The organism is Centipeda noxia ATCC 43541 (assembly GCF_000160555.1).
Lineage (GTDB): Bacteria > Bacillota > Negativicutes > Selenomonadales > Selenomonadaceae > Centipeda > Centipeda noxia.
Genome location: NZ_GG749281.1, coordinates 132955 through 155325, shown reverse-complemented (window position 1 = coordinate 155325; position 22371 = coordinate 132955). Strand labels below are relative to the sequence as shown.

General features: G+C 56.6%; 20 protein-coding genes and 1 tRNA gene. 9 read left to right on the top strand and 12 right to left on the bottom strand.

Annotation, left to right across the window (positions count from 1 at the left end):
* Positions 1–26: 26 nt before the first annotated feature.
* The 6 genes from HMPREF7545_RS07645 to HMPREF7545_RS07620 form a co-directional block, all read right to left on the bottom strand.
* Positions 27–683, bottom strand: coding sequence for a hypothetical protein (locus HMPREF7545_RS07645; RefSeq protein WP_006695138.1), 657 nt, complete (start codon positions 681–683; stop codon positions 27–29).
* Positions 684–978: 295 nt separating this feature from the next.
* The gene (locus HMPREF7545_RS07640; RefSeq protein ID WP_006695137.1) at positions 979–2907 is read right to left on the bottom strand and encodes a TonB-dependent receptor plug domain-containing protein; all 1929 of its coding nucleotides are present in this window, start codon (positions 2905–2907) and stop codon (positions 979–981) included.
* A 15-nt stretch (positions 2908–2922) separates the two neighbouring features.
* Positions 2923–3954, bottom strand: coding sequence for an ABC transporter substrate-binding protein (locus HMPREF7545_RS07635; protein ID WP_006695136.1), 1032 nt, complete (start codon positions 3952–3954; stop codon positions 2923–2925).
* Positions 3951–4724 carry an ABC transporter ATP-binding protein gene (locus HMPREF7545_RS07630; protein WP_006695135.1) on the bottom strand — a complete coding sequence of 258 codons (774 nt, stop codon included), beginning with the start codon at positions 4722–4724 and terminating at the stop codon, positions 3951–3953. Before HMPREF7545_RS07630 ends, HMPREF7545_RS07635 begins: the two co-directional genes overlap by 4 nt.
* Positions 4721–5746, bottom strand: a complete 1026-nt coding sequence (locus HMPREF7545_RS07625; protein WP_040571335.1) for a FecCD family ABC transporter permease — start codon at positions 5744–5746, stop codon at positions 4721–4723. Before HMPREF7545_RS07625 ends, HMPREF7545_RS07630 begins: the two co-directional genes overlap by 4 nt.
* 221 nt (positions 5747–5967) lie before the next feature.
* On the bottom strand, positions 5968–6600 hold the full coding sequence (locus tag HMPREF7545_RS07620) for a PdaC/SigV domain-containing protein (protein ID WP_006695133.1): 633 nt from the start codon (positions 6598–6600) through the stop codon (positions 5968–5970).
* Positions 6601–6870: 270 nt separating this feature from the next.
* Here HMPREF7545_RS07620 and HMPREF7545_RS07615 point away from each other — a divergent pair, with 270 nt between their 5' ends.
* The gene (locus tag HMPREF7545_RS07615; RefSeq protein WP_040571300.1) at positions 6871–8298 is read left to right on the top strand and encodes an aldehyde dehydrogenase family protein; all 1428 of its coding nucleotides are present in this window, start codon (positions 6871–6873) and stop codon (positions 8296–8298) included.
* 60 nt (positions 8299–8358) lie between these two features.
* Here the strand turns inward: HMPREF7545_RS07615 and HMPREF7545_RS07610 are convergent, their stop codons facing one another.
* The 4 genes from HMPREF7545_RS07610 to HMPREF7545_RS07595 all read right to left on the bottom strand — a co-directional run bounded on the left by HMPREF7545_RS07610 (position 8359) and on the right by HMPREF7545_RS07595 (position 12825).
* On the bottom strand, positions 8359–8847 hold the full coding sequence (locus tag HMPREF7545_RS07610; RefSeq protein ID WP_040571299.1) for a pyridoxamine 5'-phosphate oxidase family protein: 489 nt from the start codon (positions 8845–8847) through the stop codon (positions 8359–8361).
* Between the two features lie 62 nt (positions 8848–8909).
* Positions 8910–8985 (bottom strand) — tRNA-Ala (locus HMPREF7545_RS07605).
* Between the two features lie 61 nt (positions 8986–9046).
* Positions 9047–10813 carry a 1-deoxy-D-xylulose-5-phosphate synthase gene (locus tag HMPREF7545_RS07600; RefSeq protein ID WP_006695131.1) on the bottom strand — a complete coding sequence of 589 codons (1767 nt, stop codon included), beginning with the start codon at positions 10811–10813 and terminating at the stop codon, positions 9047–9049.
* Positions 10814–11067: 254 nt separating this feature from the next.
* Complete coding sequence (locus HMPREF7545_RS07595) at positions 11068–12825, bottom strand: 1-deoxy-D-xylulose-5-phosphate synthase (protein WP_040571298.1); 1758 nt, start codon at positions 12823–12825, stop codon at positions 11068–11070.
* Between the two features lie 195 nt (positions 12826–13020).
* Between HMPREF7545_RS07595 and HMPREF7545_RS07590 the strand changes: the two genes are divergently transcribed.
* The gene (locus HMPREF7545_RS07590) at positions 13021–13557 is read left to right on the top strand and encodes an acyl-CoA thioesterase (RefSeq protein WP_040571297.1); all 537 of its coding nucleotides are present in this window, start codon (positions 13021–13023) and stop codon (positions 13555–13557) included.
* Between the two features lie 82 nt (positions 13558–13639).
* On the opposite strand, the gene HMPREF7545_RS07585 is transcribed toward HMPREF7545_RS07590, so the two are convergent.
* Positions 13640–14131, bottom strand: coding sequence for a methylated-DNA--[protein]-cysteine S-methyltransferase (locus HMPREF7545_RS07585; RefSeq protein WP_006695127.1), 492 nt, complete (start codon positions 14129–14131; stop codon positions 13640–13642).
* Positions 14132–14425: 294 nt separating this feature from the next.
* On the opposite strand from HMPREF7545_RS07585, the gene HMPREF7545_RS07580 reads away from it, so the two are divergent.
* From HMPREF7545_RS07580 to HMPREF7545_RS07555, 7 genes are all read left to right on the top strand, one after another.
* Positions 14426–14620, top strand: coding sequence for a hypothetical protein (locus tag HMPREF7545_RS07580; RefSeq protein WP_006695126.1), 195 nt, complete (start codon positions 14426–14428; stop codon positions 14618–14620).
* Complete coding sequence (locus tag HMPREF7545_RS07575; RefSeq protein ID WP_006695125.1) at positions 14595–15191, top strand: ATPase; 597 nt, start codon at positions 14595–14597, stop codon at positions 15189–15191. Before HMPREF7545_RS07580 ends, HMPREF7545_RS07575 begins: the two co-directional genes overlap by 26 nt.
* A gap of 353 nt (positions 15192–15544) precedes the next feature.
* Positions 15545–16543 carry an ADP-ribosylglycohydrolase family protein gene (locus HMPREF7545_RS07570; RefSeq protein WP_006695123.1) on the top strand — a complete coding sequence of 333 codons (999 nt, stop codon included), beginning with the start codon at positions 15545–15547 and terminating at the stop codon, positions 16541–16543.
* A 46-nt stretch (positions 16544–16589) separates the two neighbouring features.
* Positions 16590–17954: a purine-cytosine permease family protein gene (locus HMPREF7545_RS07565; RefSeq protein ID WP_040571296.1), complete on the top strand. Its 1365-nt coding sequence runs from the start codon at positions 16590–16592 to the stop codon at positions 17952–17954.
* A gap of 13 nt (positions 17955–17967) precedes the next feature.
* Positions 17968–18846, top strand: a complete 879-nt coding sequence (locus HMPREF7545_RS07560; RefSeq protein WP_040571295.1) for a PfkB family carbohydrate kinase — start codon at positions 17968–17970, stop codon at positions 18844–18846.
* 74 nt (positions 18847–18920) lie between these two features.
* Positions 18921–19076, top strand: a complete 156-nt coding sequence (locus HMPREF7545_RS10160; RefSeq protein ID WP_155812216.1) for a hypothetical protein — start codon at positions 18921–18923, stop codon at positions 19074–19076.
* Positions 19077–19142: 66 nt separating this feature from the next.
* A complete protein-coding gene (locus tag HMPREF7545_RS07555) occupies positions 19143–20906 on the top strand; it encodes a hypothetical protein (protein ID WP_006695119.1) in 1764 nt (587 codons plus the stop codon).
* A gap of 111 nt (positions 20907–21017) precedes the next feature.
* Here the strand turns inward: HMPREF7545_RS07555 and HMPREF7545_RS07550 are convergent, their stop codons facing one another.
* On the bottom strand, positions 21018–21905 hold the full coding sequence (locus HMPREF7545_RS07550) for a fructose bisphosphate aldolase (RefSeq protein ID WP_006695118.1): 888 nt from the start codon (positions 21903–21905) through the stop codon (positions 21018–21020).
* Between the last annotated feature and the right edge of the window lie 466 nt (positions 21906–22371).

The following is a 22371-nucleotide window of genomic DNA, read 5'->3' as shown; positions in this document are numbered from 1 at the left end:
TGGAATCCAGTATCCATAGATGGGAGTTATTTTTCTGTATCTTCGCCGATGCTCACAGAGGAGAGGAGGCGAGGAAGGAGATCGACCGTATTCGTATCATCGGCATTGCAGTCAAATTGAACGAGCCATGCTCCCGATGAATCGCCAATCCACAGGATTTCGACAATGGTATCTCTCTCGTGTGTGAATACGCTCATCGTCAGGCGCCGTGCGGGAGAGCCATTCTGTTTTAGTGTCTCGTTGCTGAGGATCTTGACATTGCGCATGAGGGGCGATGTCTGGTAGGAGAGGATGGTGCGGTCAGCGTCATCTTTGAAAGGTTCGGCTGTCGTCTGTGCCTTGCCTGCAGGAGCAGGCATATGCGTGAGCAGCGCTGTAAGGCGCAGCGGCACATCGCCGTTTAAAAATTTGTCATTGACAAATAGGGTAATGCCGCCCCTGAGCCTATAGATATCAAACGGACCATTAATGAGCGGTACTGACATCGTGAGGGCGGAGTCCTGGTCACGGAATCTCAGGTGTTCTGTCGCCAATGAAAATCTTGAGCGGCTGACCGCATCCTCGGGAACCGGCTGGACTGACGTCGTTTTGGGAAGGGGCTTTTCTGCGTGAACCTGACTGCATGGGGCCAGGAACAGGAGAGGCAGGAGAACGAGACTCAGCAGGAACAATTTTTTCAGCATGATAGATCCTCCTTTATTCACATTCTACCGAAAGTAGGAGCGAAATGCAATGCGCTCATGCAGCAGAATCAAAAACGGCGCATCTCCACGATGAGACACGCTGTTCCTACGAGCATTATTGCCGCAATCAAAAGTGACAGCCTTTCAAAAAGCGTCACGTGCATCACCTCCCTAAAGAGAGCCTCCCAACATTCACCAGCTGCTGGGTAATATTATAGTACATACTTTTGCTGCTTGGAAGCACAAAAGAAGAGCAGACAGATTTTGTCTGCTCTTCTTTTATTGCTGCGTATGGTTAGAAGTTATACGTCCCGCCGAGGATGAAGTGGCGACTCGGTGCCGCATAGCCGCCCAGGGGCGACCAAATAGACGGTGTTGCACCCATGGATTCATACGATTCATCGGTGAGGTTGACGCCCTTCAAGTAGATCTTGAAATCCTTCGTCACATGATAGTTTACGCCGAGATCAAGCGTCAGATAGCGAGAGTCGGTATAGTGTACCGTGCTGCGTCCTGTCACATAGTTGAGGTCGAGATCCGCATCCCATTTTCCCTGCGTGTAGGAGACACCGAGATTGTAGCCGTTCGGGCATGTATTCGTCCGAAGGAAGTCCTTGGCGGGATCGGTGGAGTCGACATGCGCATAGCTGTATGCCGTGCGGATTGTCCAGTGGTCGTCGGCGCGATAGCGCGTGCTGAGTTCGAGTCCGCGGCGGTATTCCGTATCGACGTTCTCGTAGTGACCCGGATTACCGCCCGTTCCGTTCACCCAGTTGAGCGCATTCTTTAGCTTGCTCCAGTAGATGCTGGCAGAGACGTTCCACTTGCGCGTGATTTGACTGTCCGCGCCAATGGTGAAGGTGTGGGATTTCTCCTGTTTGAGATCAGGATTCCCAATCCAGAAGGGCGTTCTTGCATAGCGCATCTTGAGGGACGGATTGTTGACCGCCTGCCCCCATGAGATATAGGCGTGCGTTTTGCGGTCGAACTTCTTGTTGAGGCTGATGTGCGAGGTGACATCCGTGCCGAAGTCGTTGTGGTTTTCGAGGCGCGAGCCGAGCTTCAGCGAGTAACCGCGCCCGAGCTGCCAGTCATCTTCGAGGAAGAGCGCCTTTGTGACGGCGGATACATCCATCGGGACATTGCCGCTCATCTCATGAATTTTCTCCTGCGACCAGAGGAAGCCGCCGATGAGCATATTTTTATCGTTCAGCATCCACAGCTTTTGCCCCTCAAAGGCGTTGCGGCGCAGGTGGTGATCGTACTGCGAATTGAATCCGCCGACCGCAGTTGCTTCATTTCGATAGAAACGCATGAAGGTGCCCTCGCCCTCCTTCTCCGAGCCGAACATATAAGTGATGCCGTAGCCCGTATCGACGATGTCTGTGCGTCCTTGATACATGGATGCACCGGTTCGCGGATTGCTCAAAAGAACGCCGTAGCCGTCGTCCGCCTCGTGGCGACTGAACTCGAGGCGCAGGCGGTCATTGCCAAGGATGCGGTCAAATCCGACGTTGTAGTCCGTGCGGTTGATGTCACTGTTCTCAAAGGTGCGCTTTTCGCCATAGGCGTTCTTATATTGGAAGTCCCTGCGGCGCTCATGCGCGATGCCGACCTTGATGGTGTTCTTTTCATCGCCGCCGCTGACGTTCACCCCCGCACGCTTTTCGCCCCACGAGCCAAGCTGCATGTTGAAACTGCCGGACGGTTTTCCCGTCGTTGGACGCTTTGTGATGATGTTGATGACGCCCGAGACGGCACGCTCACCGTACAGCGAGGAGTTCGGCCCACGTACGATCTCGATGCGCTCCACGTCGCCGATGGCGATCTGATCCACATCGACGGCGTTCGTGTCACCGCTGACGACGAGGTGATCCCAGTTGACCTTCTTGCCGTCCACCATGACGAGGACGCGCGAGTCGCCGTTGATGACGGGATAGGCGGCAAAGCCCTTCTGCACGACGTTGATATTTGCGCCCTTCAGTGCATCGGAGACGCTCTTGTAGTTGCCGCGCTCGATCTGTTCTCCCGAGATCAGCGTGACATCTGCCGGCACGTCACTGATCGTTGTTTCGCTACGGCTTGCGGTGATTACGATCGCGTCCGTCTCGTAGGTTTGTGTGCTCTCGTCCGTCGTTTCCTCCGCACTCGCCGACGGAGCGGCATACGCCGTTACAATCGTCAGTACGCCCGTGATGAGGCCGCTTAATACCGATTTTTTCATCTTTTTATCCCTTCCTTACTCACCTTCAAGGGCATCTAGCCCTCTTGCTATATCTTCCAGCGCTGTGATGCAGCGTCCGTTCCCGTTGTTGACATCGGAAAAATTCACGACAATGATGCGGTTCTCCCGCACGGCTTTCATGTTTTGGAGGTTGACGTCCGCACGCAGCTCCGCGCGCGCTTCTTCCGGCGGTATGTCCCGCGGATTCACGCAGATGATAACGTCGGGGGCAAAGCCGAGCACGCGCTCGGGGCCGACCGCACGCATCTGACGCGTGACGACGTTGTCCGCGCCCGCCTTGCGCGCAATGTCGTCGATGATGTAGGCGGGGGCGTACATGCTGTAAAGACTGTTTCCATGCGATTGCAGGATCATTGCAGAAAAGCGTTTCCCGCGTACAGCGGTGTGGTCTTCGACGGCAGCAACGCGCGCTTTTAATGCTGCGATATAGTCCGCGGCACGGTCCTCCGCGTCGAAGATGTGTCCCATATCCGCGATGAACGGATAGACTGTCTCCTCGAGCGTCGGCGCTCCCCTGCGCACGGTGGCGGGCACAATGTACGCACCGACACCGTGATCGAAATAGGAGTACACATCGCCGAGCGCCTCGGGGGTGAAGTGGTGCGACCAGCCAATGATGAGATCGGGGGCGAGTGCAACAACCTCCTCGCGGCTCGGCACATAGGGCGCGGCGAGAATCGGCAGTTCCGCATAGGCGTCTGCATACGCAGGCGGCTCCTTCCCATAGGGCGCGGTCGTGCCGATGATCCGGCGCTCGAGACCGAGATCGATCATGAGCTCCGTCGCGCCCGGATAGGAAACGAGCACGCGTTCAGGTGTATGGGCAAGTGTGAACGTCGCAGGGCGTCCCTCGCTGTCCGATGTCGTGTAGGAAATTCCGCCTGTATGCGGTGCTGCTGCCTGCGTCCCGCGCCCATCGGTGAGGGACAGCCAGAGGATGAGCGCGGCGAGCGCGAGGAGGGGGAGGAGATGGAGCATATGGGAGATGCAGCGGAGTACTTTGCCGCTCGTCTGCGCGCGCTTCACGTCATCTGCTCCGTGCGGTAGTCGACGAGCGGAAGTCCCGCCGCATCGTGGGTGACATTTGCGCGTACGCTGTAGATATGTGCGAGCATGTTCTCCGTGATGATCTCCTGCGGCGTGCCGATACGCTCGATGCGCCCCTCCTTCATGACGACGAGGAGGTCGGCGTACATCGCCGCGAGATTGAGATCGTGCAGTGCTGCGATCACGCCGATGCCGAGCCCTTTGACCAGCTCCAGGATATGCAGCTGGTACTTGATGTCGAGATGGTTTGTCGGTTCATCGAGGATGAGCAGCTGCGGCTCCTGCACGAGACAGCGCGCAAGCATGACGCGCTGCTGCTCGCCGCCCGAGAGCTCGTTGAAGCTGCGCTGTGCCGCGCCCGCCATGCCGACGCGCTCGAGCGCGGTGCGTACGAGCGCGAAGTCCGCCGCCGTGTCCTCCTCGAAGCTCTCCTTATACGGCGCGCGTCCCATGAGCACGATCTCCTCGACGCTGAAGTCGAAGTCGACAGCATGGAACTGCCCCATGACGCCGATCTTCTGTGCTGCGGCGCGCAGAGGAATCCCGTCAATCGGCGTGCCGTCCATCGTAACTGCGCCCTCCTGTACGCGGTGGACGCGGTAGAGGTGCTTGAGGAGCGTCGATTTGCCGCAGCCGTTCGGCCCGAGGAGCGCAACGAAGCGGTCGGCCGGGAGGTCCGCGGTGATGCCGCGGAGGATTTCCTTTGCGCCGATGCGGAAATGCAGGTTCTCAATGTGGATCTCCTTCATCGCGAACCCCCAAAATTCCCGCCGCTGCCGAAGAGCAGCTTCATGAAGAGGGGCGCGCCGATGAGCGCCGTGATGATGCCGATCGGCAGATCGCCCGCGGGCAGCAGTGTGCGCGCGAGGAGGTCGGCGATGACGAGAAAGATCGCCCCGACGAGGAGCGCCGCCGGCAGCAGACGACGATGTGAGGCGCCCGTAAACGAGCGCACGAGATGCGGGACGACGAGTCCGACGAAGCCAATGATGCCGCAGGTCGCGACGAGGACACCCGTCAGCAGGGCGAGAAGTCCCATGTAGAGGCGGCGCTTCGCGCTCGCGTCGATGCCGAGCGTGACGGCGAGCTCCTCTCCGAGCAGCAGCACGTCGAGCGTACGCAGCTGCGAGAGGAAGTAGACGGCGAGCGCGGTGACGATGAGGACGGGCAGGAAGAGGCTGTGCCATTTTGCATCCGCGAGGCTGCCCATCGTCCAGAACGCGGCCGACTGCATGCCCTCCGCATCCGCCGCCATGTAGACGATGAAGTTCGTCACCGCAATGCACAGAGCGCTGATCGCTGCACCCGCGAGTACGAGCTTCACCGTCGAGACGCGGCGATGCATCCCTGCGAGTATGAGTACGGCGAGCGTAGCGAGGATTGCGCCGACGAAGGCGCAGCCCGGCACACCGAACGGGATCGCCGCAGAGCCGATGAGGATCGCGAGCGTTGCGCCGACGGACGCGCCCGAGGCGATGCCGAGGATGAAGGGCTCCGCGAGCGGGTTCTGCACGCTCGCCTGCATGACAACCCCCGCGAGCGCAAGCCCCGCGCCCGCTGTCATCGCAAGCAGGACGCGCGGCACGCGCAGCGACCAGATGATGTCCGTGACGGCAGGATCGGCGGCGGGGACGCTGCCCGTCAGCTTTGCCGTGATGATAGCGAGTGTATCGCCGGCAGGGATAAAGACGCTGCCCGCCGATACAGCAAAGACGGCGGTGAGGACAAGCAAAGCAGCGAGTGCGGGCGGTGATGTGAGCAGCGATCGAATATGCACGGCGACCTCCTTTCTGTGTTTGTTTTGAGAAGCACTTAAAGACGAATTATATTCACTTTTGCAGAATACGGTATTTCAGAGATGCTGTCAATGAAAATCTTTCGCAAATACTATAATAGATATATTCTTGCAGATTAGAGGCATTCCAGCGCACAAAAAAACCGCCTGCACCGCATGGGTGCAGACGGGAAAGGGAGGCTGGGGCAATGTTGATGTTATGCGTCGAGGTCGATGTCGAGGATGCCCGCTGCGTAGGAAGCCGCCTCATAGCGCTGAATGAGTACATGGATGTGTCCGTTGGCATCCATATAGATGTCCTTGGGCGCGGTCTCGAGCTTTTTGAAGTCCTTGGCCGCGCCGTCTTTCGGCTCGGCGAGGCGCTTGTTCAGTGACTCCAGCGTGTAGCGTGAAGCATGTTCTTTCCGATCCGGCAGCTGCTGCACGTCGGCGAGGGTGAGTGCCTTGCCGTCGGACAGACGGAAGATATAGCCGTGTGCATAGGACATCGGATGCGCCGCTCCCTCCTCGGATATGAGTTGGTTCGTCTTCAGGCTGAGCAGATCGTCGCTGCTCTTTGTGATCTCGTAGCTCATCTTTGCCGTGGGCGGCTTGCCCGCAACGCGTGCGGCGTCGATCTCCTGCATGAATGCCTTCACATCGTCCTCGATCACCGTATTGATGCGCTGCTGTGCCTCAGGCGCATCGGCCTTTACGACGGGATAGGTGAGCGTCGCACCGTCGCTGGTCTCCTGTCCGTCCGTGACAGTCGCCATCGCAAAAGCCGCGCCGGAAAGCATCGTCGTCATCGCCGCGGTAAGCGCCGCAGCGCGCAGAGTTCTCTTCATCATGGTTCCTCCATTTGTTCTTCTGTTGATTGCTGACGAATGATAGTGTAGCAAAAGTAATGGGGAACGGCGTAAGGATGGGATTATATATTGGTAAAAATCTGCAGGCGCATGATTTCTTGATTTTTGGAAGAGGCGTGTCTATAATGAAAAACAGCTGACATGGGCCGCGCGCGGTTCTTTTTCGATCGGAAGTGCGGATGATGAACTTTCGGGATGATTTTCTGCGGGACAGCGCGGTTCCAGTACCGCCTGCGGAGGGAGGACGATGAAATGAAGACGATCGAAATGCTCATTGGCGGCGCATATGTTTCGGGGGAGAGCACGCTGCCCGTCTGTCACAAGGCGACAGGGGAGCAGATCGCAGCGATTTGTACGGCGGGAGAGGCCGAGGTGCGGGCAGCCGCAGATGCGGCAGAGAGGGCTTTCCGCGAAGTGAAGCTCAGTCCCTATGAACGTTATGAGATCCTCATGCGGGCGGCAAATCTCATGCGCGAGCGCCGCGAGGAGTTTGCGGAGGCGCTTTCTGCCGAGGCGGGAAAACCCATCCGCGACGCGCGCGGCGAGATCGACCGCGCCTATCAGACGCTCATCCTCTCGGCAGAGGAGGCAAAGCGTCTGCATGGTGAGACGGTGCCGCTTGCGGGAGCGCCGGGCTGCGCAGGCCGCATGGCATTTACGATCCGCCGCCCGCTCGGCATTGTCTGCGCGATCACCCCGTTCAACTTCCCCGTCAATCTCGCGGCGCACAAGATCGGCCCGGCCCTTGCGGCGGGCAATACCGTCATCTACAAGCCCGCCTCGGCAACGCCGCTCACGGCAGCGCTTCTCTGCGATGTGTTTCAGGAGGCAGGGCTTCCTGCGGGGTGCCTGAATCTCATCTACGGCGAGGGCGGCAGGGTCGGGCGTCTCCTCACGGCGGACGAGCGCATCCGCATGTTTTCCTTCACCGGCAGCGTTCCTGTCGGGAAGGCGCTTCATGAGGCGGTGGGATTTCGCCGCATCTCGCTCGAGCTCGGCTCGAACTCCGCGAATATTGTGCACGAGGATGTGGCGGATGTTGCATGGGCTGCCGAACACTGCGCGCGCCATGCATTCGTGAATGCGGGGCAGGTCTGCATCTCCTGCCAGCGCGTCTACGCAGCGCGCAGCATTTATGAGGAGTTCTGCGCGGCGGCGGCGGAAGCTGCTCAGAATTTCAAGGGCGGCGACCTCATGGACGTGCACACGCAGATCGGTCCCATGATCTCCGTGCGCGAGGCAGAGCGCATTGAGGCATGGGTCGAGGAGGCAGCGTCCGCAGGTGCGCGCGTTCTCACGGGCGGGCAGCGGACGGGCGCATTCTACGAGCCGACCGTGCTCACGGATGTCACCCCTGCGATGAAGGTTGTCTCCGAGGAGACCTTTGCCCCCGTCGTCAGCATCATCCCCTACGATACGATTGAGGAGGCCGTCGCCGCCGTCAACGACACGCGCTACGGCCTGCAGGCGGGTGTCTTCACGCGCTCGCTCGCCGTTGCGAACTACTGCGCCGAGCATCTCGAGGTCGGCGGCGTCATCATCGGTGACGGTGCGACTTTCCGCATGGACAACATGCCCTACGGCGGGGTCAAGGACAGCGGCATCGGCCGCGAGGGTCCCGCCTACGCCATCCGCGAGCTCACTGAGGAGAAACTGATCGTGCTGAATGTCGAGGGATGAACCTATTGTGCAGTCAAAAAGCGGTCACGCATATTGCGTGACCGCTTTTCTCGTATCATGCTATTTCTTTGCGAGGAGCTCCTTGCCCTGCTTGCCCGTCATGTGGGCGATGCTCATCTCAAGCATGCAGAATCGCTCCCAGGTGCGGTCGATCATCTCGTTGTGCTGCGCCTCAGTGTTGTCGGGCGCGTATTTGAGGGCGAGTTTGCGTATCGATGCGCGCTTTTCCGCATCGTCCTCGATGATGCGGATACTGCCGAAGACAATGACGCTGCGAAATGCGGTCGTATATTTTTCCGGGATGATCTCATCCTGATCGATCACGGCGAAGGACGCATTCGGATTCTGGCGAATGGCATTGATCTTGTGCCCCTCAAGTGCGCTGTGAAAGTAGATGTGCGCACCATCATAGACGTAACTGATCGGCACAGCATAGGGAAAGGCCTTGTCCCCCGCGAGCGCAAGCACGCCGGAAGCGCCGCGCAGGAGCACGGCCTCGGCTTCCTCCGGAGAAAGCTGCTGTATCTTGCGGCGCATCGTGTGGAACATCATGTACCTCCGTATCAAAAAAGGAGGATATCCGCATGGATTCCTCCGTATATGGTCAAGGATGGTGGAGACGAAGAGGATTGAACTCTCGACCCCCAGATTGCGAACCTGGTGCTCTCCCAGCTGAGCTACGTCCCCGTGACTGACAAAGGACATTATACCGCTCTGAAATGGAAAAAGCAAGTGATTTTTTCAGACATCACGCCCGCACACGCATCTCCCGCACGACATCCGCTGCAATCTGCGGGGCGGTGAGGTGATGCTCGCGTGCAAGATCATGGGGATTGTAGCGGTTGAAGAACTTCTTTGGCAGTCCATAGCAGCGCACGCGCATATCCGGCGCATCCCCGTAGAACGCGGCGACCTTCTGCCCGAATCCGCCGTCGAGGATGCCGTCCTCGAGCGTGAGGATGAGACGGTGCTTTGCGCGCAGTGAGGTGAGCAGCTCCGCATCGAGTCCCGAGAGATAGAGCGGATTGATGACGGTGGCATGGATGCCCTCGCGTCTGAGTTCCTCCGCGGCTGCAGAGGCGAGCGCGGCGAAGTCGCCGACGCCGACGAGGGCGACGTCCGCACCCTCAGTGACGACAACGGACTTGTTGAGCCCGCTGTAATCCGTGCGCACGGGATAGGGACTCTCTGCATAGCCGGAGAACGGCATGCGGATCATGACGGGATGCCCTGTCTGCTCCACTGCCCAGCGCAGGACGGCGATGTGCTCCGCGACGCTCGTCGGCGCGATGTGGACGAGGTTCGGGATGTTCGAGAAGATGGCGATGTCATAGAAGCCGAGATGCGTCACATCCGTTGAGCGGTAGAGTGACGTGCCTGTTGCGAGAAAGACGGCGGGACTGCGGTTGATCGCGACATCCTGCGCCATCTGATCGTAGGTCCGCTGAAAGAAACTGCTGTACGTGCCGAATACCGGGCGCGCACCGCCGCGCGCGAGCCCCGACGCCATCGCAACGGCGTGCTCCTCGGCAATGCCGACATCGACGTACTGGCTGCCGAGCGCTGCGCGGTCGGCGGGAGAGAGGTTGATGCCGCCGACAATGCCCGCCGAGAGATAGACAAAGTTCGGATTCTTCCGCGCCGTTTCCAGCACGAAATTCACCGTAGCCGCGGCATAAGGTTCGGGCGCGCCGGGGTTCTTGCTCGCGCCGCTTTCCAGGTGAAAGGGCGCATGGCGGTGCCAGCCCTCGGGATCGTCCTCGGCGAAGGAAAGGCCCTTGCCTTTCTGCGTATGGATGTGTATGACGACGGGTTTTTGTGTGCCCTTTACTGCGGAGAACACGCGGATCAGCTCCTCTGCGTCGTTGCCGTCGGCGACATAGCGGTAGTCCAGGCCCATTGCGCGGAAGAGGTTGTCCGGCGCAGTGCCGTTTGTCTCGCGCAGCCTCTGGAACGTGCGGTACATGCCGCCGTGGTTCTCGGAGATCGACTGCTCGTTGTCGTTGAACACGATGATGAGGTTCGTCTCCATCTCGCCCGCGACGTTCAGCCCCTCGAGCGCCTCACCGCCGGACATCGAGCCGTCGCCGATGAGGGCGATGACGTTCTCTGTGCCCCCGGCAAGATCGCGCGCCTTGGCGAGACCGGTCGCAAGGCTGATCGAGGTGGATGTATGTCCGATGTTGAAGATGTCGTGCGGGCTCTCATCCGTATTCGTAAAGCCGGAGACCGCACCGTACTGCGCTTCGTCGATGTAGGCCGCGGCGCGTCCCGTCAGCATCTTGTGCGGGTAGCACTGGTGCGAGACATCGAATACAATCTTGTCGCGCGGCGAATCAAAGACGGTGTGAAGTGCGATCGTCGCCTCGACTATGCCCAGATTCGGCCCAATGTGCCCGCCGGCGATACTCGTACGGCGGATGAGTGCATCCCGCATCTCCTGCGCGAGTGCAGAGCGCTGTGCTGCACTATAGTGCTTGATGTCCGCAGGGCTGGTGATGGTTTCAAGATACAAGGAAGATATCCTCCTAATTTTACATATGATAAAATATTGACCCTATTATAACATAAATTCTGAGAAAATATCATGATTGGTCAAAAAATACGAATGAGAGCAAAGAAAAAGGACTGCCGCTGCTGCGGCAATCCTCGATGAAATATGTTTGATTATGCGAGCGAATGAATCTTCTCCGCCAGGCGTTTTGCGTGCGCATGGGCCGCCGCCCCTTCCGCCGCAAGCGGCCCCGTAAACGGGGGCATCCCTAAAAATCAGACCTTCAATGCCGTCAGCGTATCCGCGGCGATCTGCTCGGCGGTGAGATGATGGGCACGCGCGAGCTCTTTGCTGCGGTAACGGTCATAGAACTCCTTCGAGAGCCCGTAGCAGCGCACGCGGATATTCTTGTCCATGCCGTAGTAGGCGGCGATCTTCTGCCCGAAGCCGCCGTCGAGGATGCCGTCCTCGAGCGTGAGGATGAGGCTGTGCTTTTCCTTGAGTGCGTCGAGGAGCGCCGTATCGAGTCCCGAGAGAAAGATCGGGTTGATGACGGTTGCCTTGATGCCGTCCTTCTCGAGCTCGGCCGCTGCAGCGCTCGCCAGCTGGGCAAAATTGCCCGCGCCGATGAGAGCGACGCCGCTGCCCTCGGTGACGATCTGATATTTGTTGAGCGCGCTGTAATCCGTGCGCACGGCGTAGGGGCTCTCTTCGTAGCCCATGACCGGCATGCGGATCATGACGGGGTGCGCTGTCTGTTCGACAGACCAGCGCAGCACCGCCGCGTACTCGTCGAGGCTCGCAGGTGCGAGGAAGACGAGGTTCGGGATGTTGGCAAAGAGGGGAATATCGAAGAAGCCGAGGTGCGTCACGTCGTTCATGTAGTACATGGACGCGCCGACGGAGAGAAAGACCGCGGGATTATGATTCACCGCGACATCCTGCGCCATCTGATCGTAGGTGCGCTGGAAGAACGTGCTGTACGTGCCGAACACCGGACGCGCACCGCCGCGTGCGAGCCCCGATGCCATCGCGACGGCGTGCTCCTCGGCAATGCCGACATCGACGTACTGGCTGCCGAGCTCCGCACGGTCGGCGGGGGAGAGACCGATGCCGCCCATCGTGCCCGCCGCGAGAAAGACGAAGTTCGGGTTCACCTTGGCTGTCTCTTTGACAAATGCCTTTGTTGTCTCCTGGAACGGGTCGGTGTACGGGCGCTTCAGTTCGCCCGTCTCAATATCGAACGCCATGCGGTAGTGCCAAGTCTCGCGGTCCTCCTCGGCGAACTTGTAGCCCTTGCCCTTCTGCGTATGAATGTGCACCACAACCGGTTTTTGGCTGTCCTTGACTGCTGCGAACGCTGCAATCAGTGCCTCGGCATCGTTGCCGCGGGCGACATAGCGGTAGTCGAGCCCCATCGCGCGGAAGAGGTTGTTCGGCGCGGTGCCGCCCGTCTCGCGCAGGCGGCGGAACTCGCGGTACATGCCGCCGTGATTCTCCGCGATGGACTGGTCGTTGTCGTTGAACACAATGATGAAGTTGGTGTCCATCTCGCCCGCGACGTTCAGCCCCTCAAGCGCCTCGCCGCCCGACATCGAGCCGTCGCCGATAAAGGCGATTATATTTTCTTTCCGACCTGCGAGATCGCGTGCCTTCGCAAGGCCTGAGGCCAGGCTGATCGAGGTCGATGTGTGTCCGACGTTGAAGAAGTCGTGCGGACTCTCCTCCGGATTCGTGTAGCCCGAGACCGCGTCGTAGTGCGCCTCGTCGATGTATGCCTCGACACGGCCCGTCAGCATCTTGTGCGGATAGGACTGGTGCGAGATGTCGTAGACGATCTTGTCGCGCGGCGAGTCGAATACCGTGTGCAGCGCAATGATCGCCTCGACCGCACCGAAGTCCGGACCGAAATGTCCGCCGTGAATGCTCGCGCGCCGGAGCATCGCATCGCGCATCTCCTGCGCGAGCGCCTTGCGTTCTGCCGGGCCGTAGCCCTTGATGTCGGCCGGTGATGTGATCTTTTCCAAATACAAGTGAAATCCCCCTTTGAATCGTGCGGGAGCCCCCATAAAACATCCATCCTGCTACGCCGCATTATAGCATTGGAGTGCGCTCACATGTCAAGAAAGAGTTTTTTGGAAAATGTTTCCAAAGCAACGGATTATTTTCAGGAAGCGGTGGTAAAGTAGACGCTGCAAAAATGGAAGTCAACTCGATGGAGGGTCTGTATGAATACATGTGAGATGAAAGAAAGCCGCATTGTCATCAGCGAGGTCATGATGCCGAGCCAGGCGAACCCGAACGGGAACGTACACGGCGGCGAGATCATGAAGCTGATGGACTCGGCAGCATATACAGCGGCGCGGCGCTACGCACGCTCGAACGTCGTCACCGCGCGCGTGGATGAGCTCGAGTTCCACCTGCCCATCCGCATCGGCGACCTCGTCGTTGTCACGGCGGACATTGTCTACGTCGGGCACAGCTCGATGGAGATCGCCGTCAATGTCATCGTCGAGGATCTGGATGAGGACAGCGATCCGCAGCTGGCACTCTCGGCGTATTTCACAATGGTTGCACTCGACCGCAATGCGCGTCCGAAGTCCGTGCCGCCGCTCGCGCTCGATACCGAGGAGGCACGCATCGCCTTCGAGGAGGGCAAGCGCCGCTATGCCGCGCACAAGGCGCGCAAACGCGGGGCGGCGAATCCTGTAGGCGGTTGCGTCTGCGCGATACTGAGGAGCAAGTCAAAAGCAGAAAAGGAATAAGCATTTGCTCTCATAAATTGATGCAAATAAAAACGCATGACCCGGAGATCATGCGTTTTTGCAGCGGGAGGGAAGGCGCGTCTCAGCGTGCTCTCTCCCATCGGAGCAGACGCTCCTTCTTATCAATGCCGCCCGCATAGCCCGTCAGGCTGCCGTTCGTGCCGACGACTCTGTGACAGGGGATGAGGATGGAGATCGGGTTGCGACCGACCGCGCCACCGACCGCCTGCGCCGACATGCGGCAGCCGGTATTCTGCTCAATGCGCCGTGCGATCGCACCGTAGGTGACCGTCTGTCCGTATGGGATTGTGCGCAGAATCTCCCATACCGATTGCTGGAATGCCGTGCCCGCCGGCGCAGTCGGCGGGGTAAAGTCGGGCTTTCTGCCGCTGAAATAGACATCGAGCCAGCGGCGCGCCTCCTCAAATATGAGGAGGTTTTTTTGCGTGCGCGTTGCGTCGAGTCCCTCTGCAGCATATTTCTGCCCGTCGAAATAGAGTCCGACGAGCGCCGTGCCGTCGCTTACGAGCGTCATCCCGCCGAGCGGGGAAGCGTAGTGCGATGTGTAGAGCATGGGGCACCTCCTGCCGGTTGATTTGCCTCTATTATAGAGCAAAATGATGTGGTGCGATACCGTCCTCTCGTGAACTTTTCTTTAAAATGTGATATAGTTAAGGAAACACTGATAAATTCAGCCGCGCCATCTTAGCGTATCTTTTTTGCCCGCTTTTTGTCGGCAAATCCTCCACATAGCTTTGGCTATGCGTCCGGTTTGCCTCCTCAATCGGACGAAAAAATCTACGCCAATCTGACAGACTTCATTTTATCAGCGATTCCTTAAGCAAAGACTTTGGAAGGAGGCTGCACGATGGAGATAACGGATGATATGGTCGTGCAGGGCGCTCGCGCGGCGGTGCGTATTGCACTGGCGAAGAACAAAGCAAGAGGCGTGTCGAGTGTTGTTTACGACCGCAAGACGAAGATACTCTATGAGATCAGGAGCGATGGGCAGCGTGTGCCCATACGGGCAGAATGTGATGGAAAACGTGCAGAAGAGGCCTGAAATCATCGTTTTTGCGGGGCCGAACGGTTCGGGCAAGAGCACGTTTACAGAAATTTTGCGTCCTCCTCAGATGGATTATATCAACGCCGATGAGATTAAGAAGAACCTCAAGTGTGATGATCTTGAAGCGGCGCAGACTGCCGAACGGCAGCGAGAGGCATGTCTTTCTGACAAGAGAGAGTTCTGTTTTGAAACTGTGCTTTCCACGTCGCGTAATTTGAAGCTTTTGAAACGTGCGCGGGAAATGGGCTGTTTTATCCGCTGTTATTATGTCCTGACCATAGCCCCGATTATCAATGTCTACCGTGTAAAAACGCGCGTGGCATCGGGCGGGCACGATGTTCCAAAGGAGAAGATCTATGCGCGCTATGATCGCGCAATGGATCTCGTTCCCGCGGTCATTGCCGTGAGTGATATATGCCACATTTATGATAACTCCGCGGAGGAGCCGTTTCGTATCTTCAAGAAGCAGAAGAATATGTGCTTTTATGATGAATGCGATGATTGGCAGAGAGAAAAAATTGAGATGCTCACGGGAATTGCGGATATGATGCGGAAAAATTTAAATTAGGGGGACTCTTTTATATCAAGGCGCAGGCGTCTGTCTGCGTCTTTTGTGTTTACAGTTTTCGCAAAGACGGCGGCACGGATTGATGTCCATGCACAGATACCCGAACGCCATGAGGTATTTGTAGGTGCTTGTTTTGTTTCGCGTCATCGTCGATCTTCCTATCCGCATGATTGCATCAAGAGTAGTTATAGGACGAAAATCCCGCGCATAATAGTGCCGGTTCGATATGGCTTTCCCGCCCGCTGATAAATCTTAACCCATCCTCCTCGGATTAGGCTTTCACATTGTAAAAACTCCTTGCGTATTATATACTTTACTTATGGAAACAACCGGACAGGAAAAGAGGCGATCGTATGAGAGATCATATTTTGGGGACGCTTTACGGTATGGCGCTGGGCGATGCGATGGGAATGCCGTCGGAGCTGTTGAGCCGCAGAAGGCTTCGGGAGATTTTCGGGCGCATTGAGGCGTTCGAGGACAGTCCCGCGGAAAATCCTGCCGCAATCGGTTTGAAGAAGGGGGAGTTTACCGATGATACGGCGCAGGCACTCGTCATTCTCGACTCCCTGATGGAAAACGACTACGTGCCGGACAAGGGACTGATCGCGCGTAATCTCCTGCAATGGGCCGTTCGAACGAATGCGTTCGACAAAAATATCCTGGGGCAGAGCACGAAGGCTGCGCTCTATGCTGTTGCACATGGAGAAGATCCCGAACCTTACACCGTAAAGGCGCTGACGAATGGCGCGGCGATGCGGATTGCGCCGATCGGCTGCCTCTTTTCCTCCCATGATCTGCAGGATCTTGCCGCATATGTCTTTCATATCAGCGAGGCGACGCATAAGACCGACGTGGCACTCAGCGGCGCCGGCATGGTGGCGGCAGCGGTCAGCGCCGCGCTCGACGGCAGGTCGTGGGATGACATTATGGATACTGCAATGGACTGCTGTGCCATGATCGCGCAGTACGGTGCGGAGACATACAGTGCCTCGCCAAAAGCACGGCTTGCTTTGGCGCTGGAATTTGCACAGCGGTATCGGGCAGATGAGGAGGCGTTCTCTCTCTCCATTTATGAAATCATCGGCACGACAACACTGATGAGCGAGGCTGTGCCGGCTGCTCTGGCGATGGCGTACTATTTCAAGGAGCCGAAAGCATGCAGTTTGGCCTGTGCGAATCTCGGCGGCGATACGGATACGATCGGCGCTATGGCAACTGCGATCTGCGGTGCGAAGGTCGGAGCAAAGCACATCGAGGAAGAATGGATCGCCGTGTTGGAGCGGAGCAATGCCGTGGATTTCGGACATTATGCCGACAGCCTGCTCGCACACCGCGGCAGGGTACATTGTTGACCCTTTTGAAGCGCTGCTTCAAGAAAAAAGAGCGGGAGGGATTATTATGCACGAAGAAGAAAAGACCTTTCTGTCGCCGGAGGAGCGGACAGACCGGCCCAGAAGCCTGTTTTTCCTATATTGCGCTGCCAATATCGGGATCCTCGGTCTCGTCTACGGCGCCATTATCGTCGGTTATCAGCTGAGTTTCCTGCAGGCCGTTCTCGTTGCGGTCATCGGTTCGTTTTCGTTCGGCATCGTTGGGCTGATGAGCCTGGCCGGACGCGATACAGGAGCCATCACATTTGTTTTGTCGCGTGCTTCGTTCGGCTTTCGGGGCAATTTAATCCCTGCAGCGGCGGCTCTGATCGCGCATGCCGGATGGCTGTCGATCAATGTCTGTACCGGCGCACTGACGGTGTTGGCCCTATTTGCCGCGCTGGGGATTGGGACGACGACTCTGAGTATGGGCGCGGCTCTGGCAATTTTTGTAGCGCTGGTACTGGCCTCCGTATTGTTCAGTCATGCGATGCTGATCCGTATGCAGACACTCTGCACCTATTTATTCGGTTTTTTCACACTCGTCATTCTTGCGATCATCATACCGCAGACGGACTGGGCAATGCTCTTGTCGATGCCGAGTGGTGACTGGCTGGGGAATTTCCTGCCGGCACTTGCCTTTGTCGCCGCCGGCACCGGCATCGGCTGGACGAGTTATGCGGCGGACTACAGCTGTCATCAGGCACCGGAGCATTCGCGCACCAAGGTAGGCTGGGCCGTTACGCTTGGCGGCGCCGTGCCGCTCATTTTGATGCTCGGTGTCGGTATACTGCTTTCGACACGGGTGCCGGATCTTGCGAGTTCGGCAAACCCCATCGAGGTGATCAAGGGCGTGTTGCCGGTCAATCTGGCGATCCTCTATTACATCACGGCAATCGGCGGCCTGACGCCGCAGTGCTTCCTGGGACTGAAATCCTCCAAGCTCGTGCTCCAGGCGGCGCATATTCTGGTGAATGAACGCTGGATTCTCCTGTTCCAGACGGTTGTTGTCACGGTCATCCCGACCTATATCCTCTTTGTGGCGCAGGATTTTCAGGGGACACTGGAAGGCTTCCTGAGTATCATCGGGAAGCTGCTCGCGGCGTGGGCCTCGGTATTCCTTGCGGATTATCTGCTGCTGCGCCGCAGGCAGGGATATGATAAGGAGCTGCTCACCGATCCTGCGAGGAATGCGCTGAATTATCACGGCGTTGTCAGTTGGGTCGTCGGCTTTGTCGTGGGTATGCTGTTTTCCAAGACGTTTGTTTTTGCAGGCCCCTTTGCCACGGGCATCTTCGCCGGCAACAGCCTCAATGTTCTGCTGACCCTCGTTGTAAGCGGCGGACTGTACATCCTCCTGACACTGTTCGGCGGCAGGCGAAATGCGGCCTGACGGAGGAGAGCGTATGGGAAACGCAAAGATACTGATCCTCGGCGCGGCAGTGATCGATGTCGTCATCCATATCGATCGTCTGCCGCAGGCCGGAGAAGATATTGCCGGAAGGCAGAAGGGCATGATCGTCGGCGGCTGTGCATTCAACGTATCGAAAATCATGGGCGCCCTGGGCACTGCGCATGATCTCTGCGTGCCGCTCGGCAAGGGAATGTATGCGGACATCATCCGGCAGGAACTCCTGCAGTCCGGGCATTGGCCGATGATCGAAGATGAACGCTGCGACAACGGATACTGCCTCTCTCTTGTCGAGGCTGACGGCGAGCGTACATTCATTACGATGGACGGCATTGAGACGATGTGGCTCGATGCGTGGCTGGACAAGATTGATGCGCAGGCCTACGATTACATCTATGCCTCCGGCTATGGATTTCAGGATGACAATCCCGGCAGTGAAGTCCTGCTGCGTTTCCTGCGCCGCAGGAAACGCAGCTGCCGTCTGGTGCTTGACCCGGGGCCGAGGCTTTTGGGGATGCGTTTTGCCGACGAGCTTCTGGGTATGTGTACGATTCTCGAAATGAATGCGGCCGAGGCAAAGGCGATGACGGGAGAAGCAAACGCTGCTGCTGCTGCGCGCAGACTCTATGCGGTTACGCGTCAGCCCGTCGTCGTGACACTCGGCAGGGAGGGGACGCTTTGCCGCAGCGATGAAGGCGAAATGCTCGTGCCCTCCGCTCCGGTCAAGGCGATCGATACGATCGGCGCCGGAGATTCGCATACAGCAGGATTCCTGTCGGCGCTGTCACAGGGGAAAACGCTGCGCGAGGCCTGCGAAGAGGCGAATCGAGTGGCAGCAATCGTCGTGCAGCATATTGGCTGTTCCATGGGCTAAGGTACGCTTTGATAGCAAAAAGCCAAGATCATATGGGGAGAAGTTTCGTTATATGGAGGAGAAAGGGCGCGCCCGTGAGCGATACGGTGCAGATCATCGCAGACCGCACGGAAGAGGACGGTGCACAGCGTATCCTTCGAAAGCCCTTCCATCTACGCGCACAGGGCTATGACCGCAGTGCCCGCTACAACCTTGTCATTGCAGACGAGAGCAGACACACTCCGGAGTAGCGTGAGCGGTTCACGATTGATGTCGTGGGGAGGACGGAGGAATTTCATTTTTGATGGGGTGAGATTATGGCGTTAAAGAACAATCCCGAAAAAATAGGAAATATTGCAGTGGATAGGCTCTCTAACTTCTTGCAAAGGAGCGAGCATTTAGATCCCAAAATCCAAAAGCACGACAAGAATGTTTCTTGGGACGGAGGAATTGATTACTACATACAATCACCTTTCTCGAAGGAGAACTTTATAGGACATATACCGATACAGGTGAAAGGCCATCTTGTCAACCTCATGGAACTGGAAAAGGAGAAGATAACATTTCCGGTAGAAATAGGTGATGTGGGGAATTTTGTTACATCTCGTGGTGTTCTATTCTTTGTTGTATATTTAGCAGAGGTTGAGAATGATACAGATGCCAAAATCTATTATAATGCTCTTTTACCGTATGATTTACATGAAATCCTAGAGTGGTATTCAAAGCAGAAGACGCGTGTCTTGGAATTCCTGCCATTACCGAGAGAACTCGATGACGTGGAGACCATTTTTAGAGATTTTCTCAGCGATCAGAGAAAACAATCCAATACGGTTATCTATGGGAAAACGGATAAGGTATTCTCCGCAGTTAATCAATATACCTTTAGTCTGCCATCTAAAAATGGGATTCCATATTTTGATGAACGTCCAAGGTATATATATCAAAATCTGACGGAATCAGTTTCAGTGCCCCTGATGAAGGGGACTTTTGATACAATGACGATTAAAGATGCTCCGCTCGTTACCTACGTTAATGGCCAGGAATATTTTCGTCAAGGAGAAGTCGTTTTAGGACGGAATAATAAAATCGAAGAAATTGTTATTAATCCGGGGTTGCGTTTTAGCAAGCTATCAAGGGAGAAAAAGACGGGATTGGTAGATTCAGATCGGGAATGCACAGTTCAGCAGATGGTAGATAATTTGAAGTTTATCAAGCTTGCAGCGGAAGGCGGAGAAGTTCGTATTGGAGATTTCTTAACAGTGAGTGAATTGAAGTTTTCGCACAATGTGGATGAGCTAAGTCGAGACATTTTATTTTACGAGCGCATCCAAGAATTATTGACGTATATGCACGTCACCAAACAAGTGCATGTTTCTGATTTTACGGATGATGAATTGTATGAGCTGAACGCAATATTTTTCTATATGGTTGAGAGAGTTCCCTATGAGGCGGAAAATAATGTTTTTGGCCGATGGACCTGCGGACCTCTCAAAAACTTTATCATCAGCAGACAGTCGGAAACTGGTTGTTACCTTTATGATACCTTTCGGATTGAGCTGGAAAACTTTGAAATGTCACTTGACGAGGGCGATCATAGGTTTGCGTCTAGTCTTTATGTCATGCTTTCTGTGGATGATTATGTTAACCTGGATAATATCGACTATGATGTTGTGGAGCAGAGTTTGATAAATGTGCCATACTCAGAGAACTATGGAATGGTGGCCGTTAATACACTTCTTCGTATTCTGATGGCATATGATCATACAACGAATCTTCGTCTATTAGAAATTGCCGAGAAGCTTTCTTGCTATTTATTAGAGCATGCAGACAATATTTCTAACTTTATCAATAGAATGCAGGTGATTCGGCGGAAACGAGAGTTTACAACGTGTGAGATTGCTGAAATTATGAAACGACGAACTCAGACATCCGATCAAGACAAGAGTGCGGTTTTCTATCATGCCGGTTTTGCAGCTCTGCTTGGCAATAAGGGAGATGTTACTTTTTATAAGGGGCAGATGACTTCGGAGCAACTGGAACAGTATGAAATGTTTCCTATTAATAATCTTGTAGTGACATGAATTTATTAAAATAAATTGTTTGCTATAGTTCCCGCATAACACAACCCCCGCCGCATTGCGGCGGGGGTTGTGTTGTATTCATAAAAATACAGGGGGAATCCGTCGTCGTTCTCAGGTAATGGATGCCCGATAGATGCTGTCGACGGCCTTTTTGAGGACGGCGTCGAATTCGGCGTCGCTCTGGCTGACGCGCAGCTCCTGTGCGAGGGCGCGGGAGAAGCTGGCGATGAGGCCGTGGTTGCGCGCGAGTTTTTCGTTCGCATCGTCCTGCGTGTAGCCGCCGCTGAGGGCGACGACACGTACGACGTGCGGGTCTTTCATGATACCTTCGTAGAGGTTGTCGACGGTCGGGATGGTGACCTTGAACATGATCTTGGCATCGGCGGGCAGCTTTGCGAGGTGCTCTTTGATGGCGCCGAGCATGATCTCCTCTGCCTTTTCTTTATCGGGGCAGTGGATGTCGACCTCCGGCTCGAGGATGGGGACAAAACCCTTGCGGACGATCTGCATGCCGACCTCGAACTGCTGGTCAATGATGGCGCGGATGCCGGCCGGGTTTGCCTGCTTGATGACGGAGCGCATTTTCGTGCCGAAGATGTGGCGTTCCTTTGCGCGATCCAGCAGGGCGTCGAGACCCGGGATGGGCTTCATGAGCTGGACGCCGTCCTTCTCCTCGGCGAGGCCTTTGTCGACCTTCAGGATGGGGATGATGCCCTTCTTGGTCCAAAGGAAGTCCGCAGTGAAGAGACCGTCGATCTGGCGGTCCATGGTGTTCTCAAAGAGGATGGCCGCGAGGATCTGGTTCTTGTCGAATGACGGGCTCTTGATGATGCGTGTGCGCATTTCGTGGACGCGTGTAAACATCTCGTCATCGCCGTGGTACGCGCTCTCGTCGATGCCGTACGCTTTCAGCGCCTTGGGCGTGGAGCCGCCGCTCTGGTCGAGCGCTGCGATGAAGCCCTTGTCATGCTGCATGCGGTTCAGCTGTTCCTGATTCATTGGACATACCTCCTGTTGTGAGAAATATGAGGGAGAGGGCACCCCTTTCGCCGCTCTGCGTCTGATCCTCCGCGCAGGCGGGGAAACCGAGCGTGCGGATCAGGGACATGGCCCCGTTTGCTTCTATATTTTATTATAGCGCGATTTTCAGAAGAATACAACGACATTGAAAGTGCTTATCATAAATTTTATTTGTCGCTGCCGATCTGCGCGGACTCTTGCGCTGCAGGAGCGTCCGCAGGGAGGCGGCTGCTGACGCCGGGTATGCACCCTGCGGCGTCATCATGCCCCCCTGCTTTCAGTCGATGCAGCCGAATTTCCCGCAGCCTCCGGGCACAGCCGCGGGATCATCTATGGTTCCACAACTCCCGTTGACCTCCTTGGAAGGAGCTCCTGCTTGACCCGCGGCGAAAAGTATCGTATGGTAATCTTATGGAAAAGATGGGGCTTGTAAAGAAAAAGGGGC